The organism is Mesorhizobium album (genome assembly GCF_033977205.1).
Classification (GTDB): Bacteria; Pseudomonadota; Alphaproteobacteria; order Rhizobiales; family Rhizobiaceae; genus Mesorhizobium; species Mesorhizobium album.
Map to the genome: position 1 here is coordinate 19,590 of NZ_JAVIIW010000062.1, position 17,572 is coordinate 37,161.

Sequence of the window (17,572 nt, forward strand, 5' to 3'; positions counted from 1 at the left end):
CGGCGTGCTCGAAACTACGAATGAATGTGCACAAGGTGAAAATCCGGAGATTGTACGATGAGGCTGCGATCGGCTTCGGCGAACGGTGTCGACCCGGTATGCGTGGCGATCGTCCCGGAATGCTGGTCGGAGACGACCGCGTCGATGCTTGATCGGGTCAGGCCGTGAGTGCCTGCCAAGCGCTTGCTCGCTTCGATTGCGGGATGTTGAGCGGCATCGCCGCCAAGTCGAGCAGGTCCGTAAACGTCGGCGAGATGCCCCTGGCTGACGATATGGGCTCCGGATCCACTCGCCCCAGTTCCGGGATGAAGGATGTCATGCAACAGCAGCCCAGTTCCATCGCCGAAGCCGGCGACCTTGACTGTATGGGCTGGATCAGGTGGCGACCCTCCCGCCTTGCCTTCAACACCACTCCCATGCGCGACTTGCGGCTGGCCTAAGCTGCCGTCGGCATATGGAGACGTCGCTGGCTGCCCCTGATGATGAGCATCAAGATGAAGGGGCTGGAAGCCTCTTTCATCCGGTTGCGCCGCATCATGCTTGCCGCGGCCGATCGCGGAGGCATCCTCGTCAACGTTAGAGTTGAACTGGGCCCATTGACCGGGAGAAAGACTGGTCGCACCGGACGGCTTATCATTTGCCGGTGCAGCTCCAGTGAGCAGATATTTATTTACGGCGTCAACGGCCGCCTGATCGACATGGTTGGCGGCCAGAATGACGGACTCAAGGTGTATGAGTCCAAGATCGTAGATAGCCACGGGCCCCAACCCCCGCTACACGAGCACAAACGCATCACTTGCCCTGACGGTCGGGGGGTCTAGCTGTCCCAAATGCTCGATGCGCTCTTATCTGCGCACCAGCCCTGCCCCAAGAGTAGTTCCTGGTGCCCTTACCCCAGAGCTGTTAGGAATTTGTTTAGCATGTTGGACTGGCTCGGACAATTATTAGAATGGGTTAATTTGGTAACTTATTGATACGGTTAAAATGGACCCGACGATCGCATGGCCTTCGAAGAGCCCCATCACCACTCCCTCGAACTTCTTGCGGCACAAGCGCTTGCACGGGGCGAAGCGGAGGCGGCATTCAAATTTGCGGACCGCCGGTGCCGGGTCCGCCCGTATCCGGAACCACGAAGCTACGTCCTAAGAGGCGAAGCGCTATTCAGGCTCGGCGATAAGAGCGCCGCCATTCGAGACCTGCGGATCGCGCTCGACCTTGCCCCGGAGGATGTCGCTGCTAATCGCAGAATGTTGGCCTGGGCCGGCAGTGCTGAGAAAAGAGAAGCGGCCGGAGTTCTCGTCACTCAGGACCGAGATCTCGATACCTTGCGAATGGCGATCGAAGTCCTGCGCGCTGCCGGTCGACGTCACTTCGGGAGTCTCACCATTCTCGATGCCACGATCGAAGGATGGGCGGTTTGGGAGGGGAACGCGCCGCTCGAACTGACGGTGACGGATGGCTCCGGCTCGGTTGCCTGCCGCATTCGGCCCGATCCGGTTCACCCCTTGCGCGATCTTGGCCACGCGGCTGCCTTTCGCCTGCCGCGACCAAACTCGCCATCCTCCCAGTTGATCTCACTGTCAGTCGAAGGCGAGGAATTCCTCTCCAGGCGGGTTCCGGGCAATGCTGCCCCTGCGAGTGATCCGCACGCCCCACACGCGGATGGCACCGTCCTGGCGGCTCAGATGGACGTCCCGGAAGTGACAGTGGTGGTTCCGGTGTTCAAAGGCTACGACGCGACGCGAGCCTGCCTGGACAGCCTTATGTCCGCTGTCAGGCCTCCGCGGCACCGAATCCTTCTGGTCGACAATGCGACGCCTGAGGCGCGCATCGCGGATTACCTCGATGAACTCTCCACCCGAACCTCGGTCGAACTCATAAAGTTCACCCGGAACCTCGGTTTCGTTGGAGCCGTCAACAGAGCGCTGTCGCTTATCCCAGAGGGCGATGTCGTGCTCCTCAACTCCGACACGATCGTACCAATCGGCTTTATCGACAGGTTGGCGGAAGCTGCGCGCTCCTCGCCGGATATCGGGACAGTCACCCCGCTGTCGAACAATGGGGAGTATACGAGTTTCCCAATCCCGAACACGGCCAATCCGGTTGGATCCCTCGGCGATGTCACGATGATCGACGGCATCGCCGCCAGGACAAATGCTGGGCATGTGGTCGACCTTCCGAGCGGCATCGGGTTTTGCCTGTACGTCACGCGCGCGTGTTTCGATGCCGTCGGGTTGTTGTCGGAAGATTTCGACCAGGGCTATCTCGAAGATGCGGACTTCTGCCTGCGCGCCCGCGAAAGGGGATTTCGAAGCGTGTGTGCGCCAGGTGTTTTCGTCGGACACGCGGGCTCGGTATCATTTGGTCGCGACAAGAGATCGCTGGTAGTCCGGAACCTTGGCGTCCTGAAGCGGCGGTTTCCAGAATACACAAAGCAATCCGCCGCATTCGTTCGTGCCGATCCGCTGCGAGGAATGCGAGAGTCGATCGAGCGGGCGGCTCCCATCTCGGCCGCAAATCCGCGCCTGCTCGTGACTGGGACCGGCGCAGTGGGAGCGGTTACACGCGAGCGAGCACGCCAGCTGCTGAGCGAGAAAGTCCCCGCCATAATTCTCGAGGTCCGCCATGAGGCACATGGCCCCAGTGCTGGGCTTCTGAACCCCGCCGGCGGACTTCCTCAATCGATGCGTCTCCAGCTCTCGCTTTCCAGCGAGCGCGAGGCATTGCGCGAATATGTGAACGGGATGCGCCCATCCGGAATCGAGATCCTGGACCCAGCGGCGGTTTCCCTATGCCTGATCGACTTGATTGTCGCGCTGGGAATTCCTTTCGACATCTTCATAGCCGATGCCGGGCTGCTCGGCCGACGCAATGAGTCCTTCTCGGCTTCAGCGATACGATCTGCCTGGCCGGACCGGCGCAAGCCGGCCATCCGGTCAAACGATGCGCGTGTCGAAGCCGACGAGCGCAGTCGGGTTCAAAGGTGGCGCGGGCTCTCCGAAGCTGCCAAACGCATTCTTGTCCCCTGCGATCATGCCCAGGCCTTTGCCGCAGGTTTTTTCGCTGGGCACAGGCTTGACTCGACAGGCATCGGCGCCGCGGTTCGGAATTTACCGCATAAACCAACAAAGCAGACCGTCTCGCGGCTGGGGCTTGTTCCGGTCAGGTCCGATCCGCAAGAACAGTTCCTTATGAGATTCCTGGCTGGCGTTCTGCGCGAAAGGAGAGCGGACCTGTCGATTACGGTCGTTGGCTCGACACTGGATGATTACGGCCTCATGCGGTTTGGAAACACGTTCGTCACGGGTTCGGTGGAAACAGCGGAATTCGACTGGGTGCTAAAGTCTTATAGTCTGCAATCACTGTTCCTCTGCGCCACCCGGCCCATATTCGGCCATCCGCTTGCGACCCTCTCTCTCAATTCCGCGCTTCCGGTAGCGTTCTTCGACTGGTCTCTCGGGCGGCTGACGCCCAGAAACGGCGATCTACCCATTGATCCAGGTTCGAACCTAAGCAACATCACCAGCAGCCTCTGCGACTGGTTGGAATCCTGAGATGCCTCATCCTGGCGAGTCGGACCCCGCACCTCCGCACCGCTTTTGGACGGAATTTACCCGTTCAGGCGAGCGGCACTTCTCGGGATTTGTCGTCGACCGCAGCAACCTCGAACGCAGGTATGCGATCGACATTCTGGTAGACGGATATCCGCTGAAGGTCCTTCGGGCACAGGACTATGTCCAACAACTGGCCGCAGCGCAGGTTGGGGACGGTTGCTACGGATTTTCCTTCTTGCTGGACCAGAACGTCCTTGCCGAAGGCGCAGTAGTGGAGGCGCGGCTAGCGAATAGCGGAACCGTCGTAGGCCAGCCGATCGCCCTGGAACGCCCGTTACTGCCCCTGCACCAGTCATCTGTGGTCGGGGCAGTCCGCTGGTCCGGCTCGCTCCGCTTCTCCGGATGGGTCGCCAACCTCGAAGAAGCCGGAGAGTTGGACGTTCTCGTCGACGGGGTGCTTGTTACACGGACCCGGGCAGCTGGATGGAGCCATGTCGGCGATGCGGAGGACGCCCGTGCAGTCCGCGCATTCGACATTTATTTGCCGGAGAGGTTCGCGGACGGAAATGCCCATCAGCTAGAGGTGGTGAATTGGCTTGGCGAGCACCTGGCCGGAAGCCCCGTCGCCTTCCTCGCTGTTCCAGGCATTCCATACGAAGCCCTGGCCGCTTGCGGGCTTTCGGACCTTGATCGGCGGAATATGCCTGGGTCATGGCCCTTCTCACGGTACCAGGAGTGGCGCGAACGGTTTCCAGCCAATCCCAGCCCGGTCGAAGCGCGGCGGGTCGTCGTTGTCATGATCGGCTCTGAAGGGATGGATGACTCCGAGGCGAGCTTGCATGAGCAGAACCACCCCGACTGGATTGCCCCCTTTTTCCCGACCGGGACGGGGTTGGCAACATTCGACCCAGGTCCCGTGCTCTCGTTCCTGGAAGGAGCGGATTGCGCCTATGTAGTCTTTGCCCTTGCCGGAACCTTATTCTTGCCGACCGCACTGCAGCGAATTGTCGGTGCTTTCGCCGCGATCGAGGGAGCGCGCGCGGTCTACGGCGACTTCGACATCAGAGGCAAGGACGGATCGGTCTGGCCTATGGCGTTGCCGGCATTCGACTACGAGCGGATGCTGGAACAGGGCTACTGCGCCCACCTGTTCGCGCTTCGCTCCGCCGACGCAATCCGCTCCTTGTCCGGCGGGGCGTCGAGCCTCTATCGCCTGTTCAACTCGATGCTCGACGATCGCAGTTCGTTGAACCAGGATATCATCCATCTTCCGGGGGCGCTGGCGACGCTTCCCCCCTTCGACGTGGCCGCGGCCCGTCCGGCCTTGGCGGCGGCCAGCCTGGCCTGTCTCTGGCGCAGGGGGACGGAAGCCACGGCTACGCCAAACGTAGCAGGCCTATTCCCGGCCGTGCGGATCAGCCGGAAGGTCGCGAGCAGTAGCGCAACGATCATCGTTCCAACGCGCAATCGGGCGGACCTGCTGGAGGACTGCATAGAGTCGATCCGGCCTGCCTGCGAAGGAGAGCGCATCGAGATTGTTGTCGCTGACAACGACTCCTCAGACGGGGCCACGCTCGCCTACCTGGAACAGATCGACAACCGGATCGCCAAAGTTTTGCGCACGTCCGGGCCGTTCAATCGCGCCCGACTTGTCAATAGCGCCGCGAGGGTCGCCAATGGCGATCTGCTCTGCCTAGTGGACCCACACGTCAGGGCGTTGGACGATCGATGGCTGCTGGAGATGATGGGCCGGATTGGAGAAACGGACGTTGGGGCCGTGGGCGCCCTGCTCGTTCGGACCAGCGGCGTCGTGCAGCATGGCGGCATCGTGCTCGGCCCCGGATTTGCAGCAGCCCGCGCCTTCAGCGACCGGGTCGACGGCGATTTCGGATATGCGGATTTGCTGGTGGCGGCGCACGAATGCAGTGCTGTGACGGCGGCGTGCCTGATGACGCGCCGGAGCGACTATCTCGAGGTCGGCGGCATGGACGAAGTGCGTTTTCCAATCGATTTCCATGACGTCGATTACTGCCTCAAGCTGCGCGCGCTTGGACGGCGGATCGTACTCACGCCCCATGCGAAGCTCATCCATGACGAGCCCGCTCGCGGTCAAATTCAGGCGCCGCTTTTCGAGCGCGAGATGCAAAACCTGCGCACGAAGTGGGGCAGCGTCCTCGCCGCGGATCCCTTTTACAGTCCCATACTTTCACTCGATCCATGCCCGTTTTCAGCTCTTAGCTGGCCTCCCCGCGCGATGGGGCCAAGGGACAATCGATCACCCTCCCCTCTCGGCGTTCCGGATGGGTTCTGAAGATTCTTTTCAACCAGGTCGCTCGCCGGGTTCGCAGCATTTTGGTCAGCGAACAGGCGACGGATCGCATCAACGAACCAGGTGGGTAGATGGCAAACGATATCCAATGCGTAGTGATCGGGGCTGGCGTTGTCGGGCTTGCCACAGCCCGGGAACTGGCGCGCGCGGGCTACGAGGTCGTTGTCGTCGAGCAGGAAGCCGCGATCGGGGCGCACACCTCGTCCCGGAACAGCGAAGTCATCCATGCCGGAATCTACTATGCGCCCGGAAGCCTCATGGCGCGCCTTTGTCTGCAGGGGCGAGAGCGGCTCATCGACTATTGTGACACCCGAGCAGTTCCGTATTCGCTATGCGGAAAGCTCATCGTGGCGGTCACTGACGATGAAGTGGCCGTCCTCGACCGAATTGCCGACCGGGCCAGGCAGAACGGGGTCACCAACCTGGTCAGCCTGACCGGAGCTGAGGCTCGGCAGATGGAGCCCAATCTCCGTTGTGTGGCGGCATTGCTCTCGTCCGGCACCGGCATAGTCGACAGCCATCAGCTGATGCTCTCCTTTCAGGGTGAAGCGGAAGCCGCAGGGGCGATGGTCGCGTTCAGCTCTCCGGTGACCGGCCTCCGGCGTGCCAGCGGTGGGCTACTCGTCTCGGTAGGGGGCGAGGACCCGGTGGAAGTTCGAGCGCAGGTCGTTATCAATTCCGCGGGCCTTTTCGCGCCGGGCGTCGCGGCGTCGATCGAGGGCATGCCTGCCCATCTGGTCCCGAAGCCCTACTTCGCCCGGGGGAACTATTTCGTGCTTTCAGGCAAGTCGCCGTTTTCGCGGCTCGTCTATCCAGTTCCCGTACCGGGAGGCCTTGGGACGCACGTTACGCTGGACCTGGCCGGGCAAGCGCGGTTCGGGCCGGACGTGGAGTGGATCGAACGGGTCGACTACTCGGTGAACTCGTCCCGGCTGCCGCGCTTTGCGGAAGCGATCCGCCGCTACTGGCCCGGTCTCGACGAAAGCCGGCTGCACCCGGGGTATGCGGGCATCAGGCCCAAGACCGCCGGGCCGGACGAAGCGCCGCAGGATTTCGTCATTCAAGGCAGCGACATCCATGGCGTGTCCGGGCTTGTCAATCTGTTTGGGATAGAGTCGCCTGGCCTAACCGCCTCGCTTGCTATCGCCGAATGCGTTGTTAAGCATTTGACCCCGTAGCGCTGGCGCAGAGGCCATAAGACTTAAGGCGTTCGCTGCTGGCATACGCTGGAACCCTATGGGCATGTGAACGCCGACGAACGTAGGCCCGATCAGGCCTGGCTCGGGGCATTGCGTGCCGACCGCGTCATGCCCTTTCCAAAATCCGGACTATCTTTCTCGAAAGGCGCGCCCGAACGAATCTCTCAAGGGTTTGGTCAGATAGGCCAGAAAAGTCCGTTCACCGGTTGAGATGAACGTTTCGACCGGCATCCCTGGATAGACCTGCTCGGGCTTCACCTCCGGCGGCAACTTCCCTGCTATTTTGAGCCGGACGATATAGTATGGCTGCCCTGTGCTCGTTGGAAGCAGTCGGTCTGCCGAAATATAGATCACTTTTCCGGGCACTTTCGGCGTCGTACGAGCGTTCAGCGCCGTGAACATCATGTTGGCCTCCTGGCCCACCCGGATCGTATCGATGTCTTCAGGCTTGATCTTTGCTTCGATAATTAGCTCATCCGTGGTTGGCAGAAGCTCAATCGCGGCCTCACCCGGACGGATAACACTGCCTTGGGAACTGAAGAGCGACCGAACAATGATGCCGTCGACCGGTGCCCGAATAGTCGTTCTGTCCAAAACAGAGCGAGCGGCGCTTATTTGCTCCTCAAGGTCGGCTACTTGCGCCCGCGCCTTATTCAATTCTGTGACAGCATCCTCAACCCGGCTGGTTGTGAGCCGCTCAATCTGCTGGCGCGCTTCGACAGTCTGAGTTGCCGAACTTGCAATCTGCGCCTCCAAAGACCCCGCTTGCCCCACCAACTCGGCGGTACTGCGAAGAAGATCGGTGTATTCAGAGCGGTTGGTTAGCCCTCGATCCAGTAGGCCTTTCTTTCGATTCGTCTCTTCGCTTACAATTGCCAGCTGACTTTCTGTCGCTTTCTTCTGCGCTCTCAATCCGACTATTGCATCTTGAAGAGCTGCTACTCGTTGCTTAAGTATCTCCTGTTCCGCTCCATAGCGAGCTAGCCGAGCCTGAAATTCCTTGTTTTGTTCGCCAAAGACCGCGCTGTAATCCGAAGCGTCAGAATACGCTCTGAGGTCACTGGGAAATACAATCTTCTCTAGGCCGTCCCGCTCGGCTTCGAGTCGTGCAATCTCAGCTTTTTGGGCGATCCATTGCTTGATGACTCGATTGAGCTGAGACTGAGCCAGTGTCGGGTCGATCTCGATCAGGGCCTGACCTCTCGACACCCTGTCACCTTCCCGGACCATAATACTATTGATCACTCCTCCTTCGAGGTGCTGGATCATGACATTCTGACCTGCTGCCGCTGCCACTACTCCCGGCGCTATTGTTGCGCCGGCGATTGGTGCAGTCGCTGCCCAAGATCCGAAGCCGAGTAAGAAAACGGCTATGCTTCCGTACCCCGCCAGTGTGATCCGATCTGCCCGTGTAACGAGCTTCCGTTGCCAGCGATAGGACCTGGCAGACATCGGGATCGTGTGGCTTGTAACAGTCATCGGTGACTAGACCTCAGCGCGAGCAGGCGAAGGGAATGGCACCACTCCTTCGTTGTCGTGCGACGGAGAGACCCTGGATGGCGGCGTTTGGCCCCTTCGCTCGGCAAGCTGGCCGAGCACGTCTTGGGTCAAACCGTAGATCTCGATCTGGCCATTACGCAGCATGAGTATGCGATCGCATATGGAAGCGAGCGAAGGCCGATGAGTTATAACCAGCACGGTCGTACTTCGTAGACGCGCCTGGGTGATCGCCCGCTCGAGAGCGGCTTCACCATCAGAATCGAGATTGGCGTTGGGCTCATCGAGAACCAGTATCTTGGGATCGCCGTAGAAGGCACGAGCAAGCCCAATGCGCTGACGCTCACCACCAGAGAGCCGAACGCCGGTAGGGCCGATCAGCGTAGAATAGCCATCCCTCTGGGCAAGGATGAGCTCATGCACGTGCGCCTGCTGGGCAGCTTGAATCAATTTCTCATCAGACGCGTCAGGCTCAAAACGCGTAATATTCTGAGCTATGGTCCCTGGGAAAAGTTCTACATCCTGCGGAAGATATCCAATATGACGGCCGAGTTCTTCGGGATTCCAGTTCCGAATATCACCGCCATCTACGCGGATCGCCCCTGAGCGGGGCTCAATTGCGCCTACTATGAGACGTGCAAGAGTAGATTTTCCAGCCTGGCTTGGCCCGACGACAGCAACCATTTGGCCGGCGGGAACTTCGAACGTCAAACGCTTTATCAGCGGCGGCGCACCGTCGGCAGAGCCTGGAAGATAGTAGATAACTTGATCCGCGCCTAACGCTCCTTGAGGCGTAGGCAATGCCACTTCTTCCTTCCCGGGTTTCGATTGAAGACTGGAAAGCCGCTTCCATGCACTCTTGGCATCGATGATCTGCCGCCAACTACCAATGATCTGATCAAGGGGCTGGAGGGCTCGCGCCGACATCATTGAGGACGCAAATATCATTCCGGCAGTCATCTCGTTTTGCAGAACCAAATAGGCGCCGAGGCCCAAAATCCCGATCTGCAGTACCGAGCGTGCGGTACGGGACACCCCTCCATAAAATGCGTTGATGCGAGCGACTTTGTCGGTAGCACAAAGAGAATCAGAGAAACGGGTACCCCAGAACTCTATTGCGTTGGAAACCATGCCGAGTGCGCGGACCGTTTCGAAGTTCCGTGCGAACGCCTGCGCCGAATTCATTGAGACGCCAAGTGATTCTGCCGCCTCCCTACTTGGCCGCGAACTTGCGGCCTGATTCAGGAGGGCCACCAAAAGTAAAAGAACCGCCCCGGCCACGGTTACAAGGAAAAGCAAGGGATGGATAAAATAGAGTAGGCCTACAAAGATTGGGCCGAATGGGAGGTCAAAGAGAACATATACGGATCTTGAAGCGACGAAGCTTCGCACGGTGGCGAGGTCGCGCAATGCTTGGACGTCGCCGAGGCCCGCGCGCGGACCACTCATCGCCGCAAGGAAAGACGATGGGCCTAACGACACGTCCAATCGGGCGGCGAGCCGACTTGCGTATACGCCGCGAACGACTTCGAGAACTCCGAAGAGCAAAAGAGAAAAGAGAGCAAGCAAGGTTAGATAGGCGAGCGTGTCCAGATTTGCCGCAGGTAAAACGCGATCGTACACCTGCAGCATGTAGAGAGGCAGAACCAACATCACGACGTTCGTGACGGCAGAGAAGAGGCCCATATTGACCACGCTGCTGGGTATCAGTTTGCTGCTTCTCGAAATTGACATCTCCGAAATTGGTCCCCTCCTGGAAGCGACACGTTGGATGGCATTTCAGTAAACGTGAACTACTGACTAAGCTAAAGAACGAAGTCGTTTTGATCGAGATTCAGATTCTTTCCTAACAGAACGACCATGAAGTCTGCTGCCGTGTCTCCGTTCACGTCGGCCTGCACTATTGTATTGGTCCCATCCTCGAACCAAGTTAACGAGTGGCCCACGACACTCGTATTCTGGCCTCCGAACGCGAAAGCCTGATTACCTCCTGCAGAGGCATTGGCATCGATTGCCGAGACATCGATCTTGTCAGCCCCATGTTGCAAGTCGTTAAGCGTATCCCAGTTTGACGAGTTGCTATCTGCGATAGCTTTGAAGATAAAACGATCGTTTCCGATCCCGCCGATGAGGATATCGGCGCCACCTCCGCCGTTGAGCAGGTCGTCACCGGCCAAACCGGAGATCACGTTCGCCGCCGCGCTGCCCGTCAGCGTGTCGCCGAAGCCAGAGCCGATCAGGTTCTCGAAGCCGGAGAGCGTATCGCTGCCGGCGCCAATAGTCTTCTGGGCCGCCGTCGTCGCAAGGCTCACCGTGATGGCCGCGGCCGCGTGCTCGTAGCTCAACGTATCGATGCCGGCGCCGCCATTGAGGACGTTGTTGCCGCCGTCGCCCTCGAGTGTGTCGTTCTGTGCAGAACCCAGAAGCCCCTCGATGCCGGAGAACGTGTCGCCTTCGGCATCGCCGCCTTGAGCAAGACCCGTCATCAGGCTGACATTCACACCAACCGCCGACGCCGCGTAGCTGGCCGTGTCGGTACCTGCGTCACCGATGAGCGTATCGGCGCCTCCAAGCCCCGCCAAGATGTTGTTGCCGGTGTTGCCGGTGATCACGTTGGCGAGCGCATTGCCGGTTCCGGCCACATTGGTCGCCCCCGTCAGCGTCAGGTTCTCGACGCTTCCAAAGACGTGCAGAGCATCGGAAAGGCTGAAAGCAATCGATGAGCGAACCAGATCGGTGCCGCTGCCGCCGGTCTCATCCACAATGTCTCCCGTGTTGTCGACGACGTAAGTGTCATTGCCTGTGCCGCCGACCATGGTGTCGGCACCGCCGCCGCCATTGATCAAGTCGTCGCCGCCCAGGCCGGAGATCACGTTCGCCGCCGCGCTGCCCGTCAGCGTGTCGCCGAAGCCAGAGCCGATCAGGTTCTCGAAGCCGGAGAGCGTATCGCTGCCGGCGCCAATAGTGTTCTGGGCCGCCGTCGTCGCAAGGCTCACCGTGATGGCCGCGGCCGCGTGCTCGTAGCTCAACGTATCGATGCCGGCGCCGCCATTGAGGACGTTGTTGCCGCCGTCGCCCTCGAGTGTGTCGTTCTGTGCAGAACCCAGAAGCCCCTCGATGCCGGAGAACGTGTCGCCTTCGGCATCGCCGCCTTGAGCAAGACCCGTCATCAGGCTGACATTCACACCAACCGCCGACGCCGCGTAGCTGGCCGTGTCGGTACCTGCGTCACCGATGAGCGTATCGGCGCCTCCAAGCCCCGCCAAGATGTTGTTGCCGGTGTTGCCGGTGATCACGTTGGCGAGCGCATTGCCGGTTCCGGCCACATTGGTCGTCCCCGTCAGCGTCAGGTTCTCGACGCTTCCAAAGACGTGCAGAGCATCGGAAAGGCTGAAAGCAATCGATGAGCGAACCAGATCGGTGCCGCTGCCGCCGGTCTCATCCACAATGTCTCCCGTGTTGTCGACGACGTAAGTGTCATTGCCTGTGCCGCCGACCATGGTGTCGGCACCACTGCCGCCGTCGAGAGTATCGCCACCTGCAAGCCCATTAAGGGTATCGTTGCCGCCAAGTCCCAGAATGATATCGGCTTCCGGGGTTCCGGTTAAGGTCTGACCAGCGTTGGTACCTGTGATCGTCTGCCCAGGAACATCCGTCACCGTCACCGCGATTGCCTGATTGTCGACGAGGGTGCCATCGGAGACTTGCACCGTGACGTCGTAGACGTTGTCGGCGTCGCTGTCGGTCGGTGTCTCGAAGTCTGGCGCGTTCTGGAAAGTCAGAGCACCTGTCGTGGCTTCAATCTGGAACAGAGCGGCATCGGCGCCACCGGTGATCGAATAGGTGAATGTGGTCCCGGCGTCAGGATCAGCAGCCGTGACCGTCGTCACCGCTGTGCTGTTCTCAGCAACCGTGAGGAAAGCCGTGTCGCCCCCGCCATTGGATGTGATAGCTGGCGACTCGTTAAGGTTTGACACCGTCACCGCGATTGCCTGGTTATCGACGAGGGTGCCCTTCGACACCTGGACGGTGACATCGTAGATATTGTCACCGCCGCTGTCGGCCGGGGTCTCGAAATCCGGAGCGGTCTGGAAACTCAGCGCGCCTGTCGTAGAATCGATTTGAAACAGAGCGGCGTCGGCGCCGCCGCTGATCGAGTAGTTTAGGGTCGCCCCGCCATCAGGATCAGTGGCCGTTACCGTCGTCACCACTGTGCTGTTCTCAGCGACGGCGAGGGCCGCGGTGTCGCCGCCGCCGTTCGAGGTAATGATTGGCGGCGCATCGTTATCGTAGATGAATCCAAACAATTTCGGACCACCGTCTATAGTGTAGCCCGACGAAGGTTGCAGCTCAACGGTAAAGCTGCGCTGATGCCCTTCTTGTATACTGTCGTCCACAGTTTGGAAGCTGATGCTGGCGGTCGACGACCCAGCGTCAAAGTGGATTGTCTGGATCGAACCGTCCGGGATATTTGCGCCGGTGAAATCGGAAAGCGTTGCGAACTCCGGTCCACCATTGGGATCGTAGAAGTGAGTCGAATAGAAGACATCGAGCGGCTGCGAAATGTCGCCACCCTCGCGCGTGAAGGAGAAGACAAGGGTACCCCCCTCCACCACAGCATCTAAACTGTTGACATGGTGAACTATCGCGGGGACGTCAGTGGGACCGCCGACATCGGTCACGCTGACGGCAATAGCCTGACTATCAGCCAGCGAGCCGTCGGAGACCTGCACGGTCACGTCGTAAACATTGTCGCAGTCGCTGTCACCGGGCGCCTCGAAGTCTGGCGCGTTCTGGAAGCTCAGAGCACCTGTCGTGGCGTCGATCTGGAAGAGAGCGGCATCAGCGCCACCGGTGATCGAATAGGTGAATGCGGTTCCAGCGTCAGGGTCTGTGGCCGTTACCGTCGTCACAGCCGTGCTGTTCTCGGCAACCACCAGCGAGGCCATGTCGCCCCCGCCGTCCGAGGTGATCGTCGGCGTTTCGTTTGCGTTCGTAATGCCGATCTCGATGACTTGTTGATCGATGGCGCCGGAGCTGTCTGTGACGACAACGTTCACGGCATAGTAGTTGTCAAAGTTACCGCCATTCAGGTTCGGGTTCTCGAAGTCAGGTGCAGTGACGAACGAGAGCACGCCGGTGGTTGGATCAATCGTAAACAGATTGCCATCCGGATTGATGTCGGGTGATCCAGAAATCGAGTAGGTCAGCACGTCGCCGGCATCGGGATCATTTGCCGTAACCGTGGTGACAACGGCTATGTTCTCCGGCCTGAAGATAGTGACGTGCTCCCCACCTCCGTCCGATGTTATTGTTGGGGCCTCGTTCTGATTGGCCACAGTGACAGTTAAAGCTTGGCTGTCGGTGCGCTCGCCGTCCGAAGTCTGCACGGTGACGTTGTACACACCGTCGCCGTCGGCATCCGTCGGTGCCTCGAAGTTTGGCGCGGCCTGGAAAGTCAGAGCACCTGTCGTGGCGTCAATCTGGAACAGAGCGGCATCGGCGCCACCGGTGATCGAATAGGTGAATGTGGTCCCGGCGTCAGGATCAGCAGCCGTGACCGTCGTCACCGCTGTGCTGTTCTCAGCAACCGTGAGGAAAGCCGTGTCGCCCCCGCCATTGGATGTGATAGCTGGCGACTCGTTAAGGTTTGTCACCGTCACCGCGATTGCCTGATTGTCGACGAGGGTGCCATCGGAGACTTGCACCGTGACGTCGTAGACGTTGTCGGCGTCGCTGTCGGTCGGCGTCTCGAAGTCTGGCGCGTTCTGGAAAGTCAGAGCACCTGTCGTGGCTTCAATCTGGAAGAGAGCGGCATCAGCACCACCGCTGATCGAATAAGTGAATGCGGTCCCAGCATCAGGATCGGTGGCCGTTACCGTCGTCACTGCTGTGCTGTTCTCAGCAACCACGAGGGAAGCGGTATCGCCCCCGCCGTCCGAGGTAATCGTCGGCGGTCCGCTGTTGGCTGCCGGGACTATGTCAAGGGTGGCAGATCCGACGACACTCCCACCGCTGCCATCGTTAATAGTGTAGGAGTAGGACACGTCCGACTCGTCATTAGCAGCCGGCGTGTAGCTCCAGGTCCCATTGCCGTTGTCGACCAGCGAGCCGGCACCGGAGGTGATGGCCAGATTGGAGGCTGTAAGGCTGTCGCTATCGACGTCGCTGGCGTTGGCCAGCAATTCGGTTTGAGTGATGAGCCGCGCACCTGAACCCTCAGCTATCGGTGCAAGGATCACAGCCGAAGTGGTGGGAGCGTCATTGACGGGAGTGATATCAAGGTGAGCGGACCCCGCAATGCTCCCGCCATGATTGTCGTTGACCGTATATGAATATGATACGTCCGTATCGTCATTGGGGGCCGGTGTGTAACTCCAGGTGCCGTCGCCATTGTCGACCAGCGAGCCGGCGCCGGAGGTGATGGTTAGCCCGGAGGCCGTAAGGCTGTCGCCCTCAACATCAGTGGCGTTGGCCAACAGATCGCTCTGTGAAATGAGCAGTGTGCCGGCATCCTCGGTTATCGAGGACAGATTCACCAGCGTAGTAGTCGGCGCATCATTACTGCCAACTATTGAGATGTCGATTTGCGCAGTGCTGGTCGCACCGTTGGCATCGACCAGCCTATAGGTGAACGAATCGGTCGCCATCGCTCCTTCAGCGAGAGCCTGGGTGTCCAGATCGCCATCGTTGAGCGAGTAGGTGTAGTCACCATTCACGTCAATCAAAAGCGTGCCGTAGGTTCCGATAAGCGAAGTCGCTCCGGAAACGAGCGTGAACGCACCGCCTAAGGCCATGGCCCCGGCGCGTGCGCCGTTGATGGCCAGCGTATCCCCCAAGCTTGAGTCCGCGTCGGTGTCATTGCTCAGGGCATTTCCGACAGCTGTGGCGTCGCCGGCCGTACTATTGGCTACACCTCCTGCCTCAATTACGCTGTCCGAAGAGTTGGCGTCATTCACGCCCACCGGCGCGTCGTTGATGATCTCAGCTCCCGAGAAAGTCCCATTTGAGAAGGCAAAGTTCTCGACGTTCGATACGGTGTCAGAGCCGTCCACGCCCGTTTTGTCGGTGATCGTGTAAACGCCGGCAGAAACACTGATCGCGTAGTTCGTCCAAGGTCCAGTGAAGACGACGGTGTCATCACCTCCGCTGCCATCAATTGTATCGTTGCCGCCCGATCCAGAAAGGACATTGGCCAAGCCGTCGCCTGTCAAAGAATCGTTGCCGCTGCCTCCAATCACTCCTTCGAAATTGCGGATCGTGTCCTCTGCAATTCCGCCTACTGTCACTTCAGTGTCCGCCGAACCGTTCAGCGTAACAACGATTGCGTCAGCTCGATCGCTGTAGCTGACGATATCTTTCTCCGGCCCCGGATCAGTTCTCGACCCGCCGTCCAAGACGTCGTTGCCAAGGCCACCGTCGATCACATCATCGAATGCTGTGCCGATGATTTCGTTCGCGCCCGCGTTCCCTTTTAGGCTGAGCCCGTATGACAGACTGCTCGCGTTGACGTTCAGCGCAGTTGTATCGGAGGTGCTGCCATTGACGTCAGAAATGACAACTTCCTCGATCGAAGAGATTCCCTCACGCAATACAAGCGTATCGTCGGCTATGGTGCTCGCGAAACGGATGGTGTCGAAGCCGTCGCCGCCGTCAATTGTCTCTCCGAGGGCATAGTTTGTAGAACGCTCGATGATGACGATGTCGTTGCCGTTGCCCCCGAAGATTGAATCGGCCCCCTGGTCTCCGAAGATGCGGTCGTTGCCACCGTTCCCGAAGATCGTGTCGTTATCGCCGCCGCCGTGGAGTTCGTCGTCACCAGCATCGCCGTAGAGCTGATCGTCACCGAGGTCGCCAAACAGCGTGTTGATCGCGGTGTCGCCATTCCCGGTCGCATCAACACCGCCAATCAGGATGTCGGAGTCGTCGCCGCCATGCAGTGTGTCGGCGCCTAAGCCGCCAACGAGTGTGTCATTGCCTTCATCACCGTTCAGGGAGTCGTCGCCCGATTCGCCATAGAGCTGGTCGCCTCCAAGCCCGCCATTCAGCGTGTCCATCCCGTTGCCGCCGTAGATGGTGTCACTACCGGCAAGGCCATTCACCGTGTCGTTGCCATCGACGGCATAGATGAGGTCATCACCAGGTGTGCCGGTCATAACCTCATCGACGTTGCGGCCAACTTGGGCGATGAAATTGCCCAGCACGAAATCGTCTTGTGAAAGGCCATGGTTCAGCGGATCGTTGATTTCAACCACGAGGTCATCGGCATCAAGGACGAAATTGCTGTTGATGTCGCCGATGAGAATGGTGGTGGCGCCGACATGTGTCCACCAAATCTGGGTGAATCCGGCACCAACGTCAGCTCCGCCGAGCGCCGTGCCGAACGCAAGAGTGTTGACTGCGGGATCGAAATTTGATGGCGCGATCTCGCCACGGAACACCATTGGCCCGCCGTCATAACTGCCAGGAGAGCCGCGCGCCACCGAGAGATCGAGCTTGTCGCCGTCGGACTGATTGAAGTCTGTGATCGTGTCGTGCTCGGCAAACGTCGAGGCCGAGGCCGTCAAGATGCGGAAGACATCGGCTTCCGTGCCGCCGCTCAGCGTGTCAGCGCCAGCTCCGCCGTCGAGCGTATCGGTGCCTGCACCGCCGCTGAGATGATCGATGCCTGCGCCACCGGAAAGCGTGTCTGCGCCATCGTCGCCGGCGAGGTCATCATCGCCATCATTGCCTACGAGCACGTCATTGTCGCCACCGCCATGGAGTTCGTCGTGGCCGGCATCGCCGTAGAGAGAATCATCGCCAAGGTCACCAAACAGCTTGTTAATTGCGGTGTCGCCATTGCCAAGCCCATCGACGCCGCCAACAAGGGTGTCGGCGTCATCGCCGCCATGCAGCGTATCGGCACCAAAGCCACCAACAAGGGTGTCGCTGCCTTCATCACCGTTCAGGGTGTCGTCGTTGCCCTCGCCATAGAGCTGGTCGCCATCAAG

General features: G+C 59.7%; 7 protein-coding genes. 3 read left to right on the forward strand and 4 right to left on the reverse strand.

Annotated elements, in window-relative coordinates:
* Window positions 1-14: 14 nt before the first annotated feature.
* Entirely contained in the window at window positions 15-758 is a 744-nt protein-coding gene (locus RFN28_RS31485) for a hypothetical protein (protein WP_320291055.1), read from the reverse strand.
* 243 nt (window positions 759-1,001) lie between these two features.
* On the opposite strand from RFN28_RS31485, the gene RFN28_RS31490 reads away from it, so the two are divergent.
* The 3 genes from RFN28_RS31490 (at window position 1,002) to RFN28_RS31500 (ending at window position 7,061) form a co-directional block, all read left to right on the forward strand.
* The gene (locus RFN28_RS31490) at window positions 1,002-3,554 is read left to right on the forward strand and encodes a glycosyltransferase (RefSeq protein ID WP_320291057.1); all 2,553 of its coding nucleotides are present in this window, start codon (window positions 1,002-1,004) and stop codon (window positions 3,552-3,554) included.
* Window position 3,555: 1 nt separating this feature from the next.
* A complete protein-coding gene (locus RFN28_RS31495) occupies window positions 3,556-5,865 on the forward strand; it encodes a glycosyltransferase family 2 protein (protein ID WP_320291058.1) in 2,310 nt (769 codons plus the stop codon).
* An 89-nt stretch (window positions 5,866-5,954) separates the two neighbouring features.
* Window positions 5,955-7,061 carry an NAD(P)/FAD-dependent oxidoreductase gene (locus RFN28_RS31500; protein WP_320291059.1) on the forward strand — a complete coding sequence of 369 codons (1,107 nt, stop codon included), beginning with the start codon at window positions 5,955-5,957 and terminating at the stop codon, window positions 7,059-7,061.
* A gap of 150 nt (window positions 7,062-7,211) precedes the next feature.
* Here the strand turns inward: RFN28_RS31500 and RFN28_RS31505 are convergent, their stop codons facing one another.
* The 3 genes from RFN28_RS31505 to RFN28_RS31515 all read right to left on the reverse strand — a co-directional run.
* Entirely contained in the window at window positions 7,212-8,561 is a 1,350-nt protein-coding gene (locus RFN28_RS31505; protein WP_320291060.1) for an HlyD family type I secretion periplasmic adaptor subunit, read from the reverse strand.
* Between the two features lie 6 nt (window positions 8,562-8,567).
* On the reverse strand, window positions 8,568-10,313 hold the full coding sequence (locus RFN28_RS31510) for a type I secretion system permease/ATPase (RefSeq protein ID WP_320291061.1): 1,746 nt from the start codon (window positions 10,311-10,313) through the stop codon (window positions 8,568-8,570).
* A gap of 71 nt (window positions 10,314-10,384) precedes the next feature.
* A partial coding sequence (locus tag RFN28_RS31515) for a cadherin-like domain-containing protein (protein WP_502572788.1) occupies window positions 10,385-17,572 on the reverse strand: 7,188 nt, incomplete at its 5' end.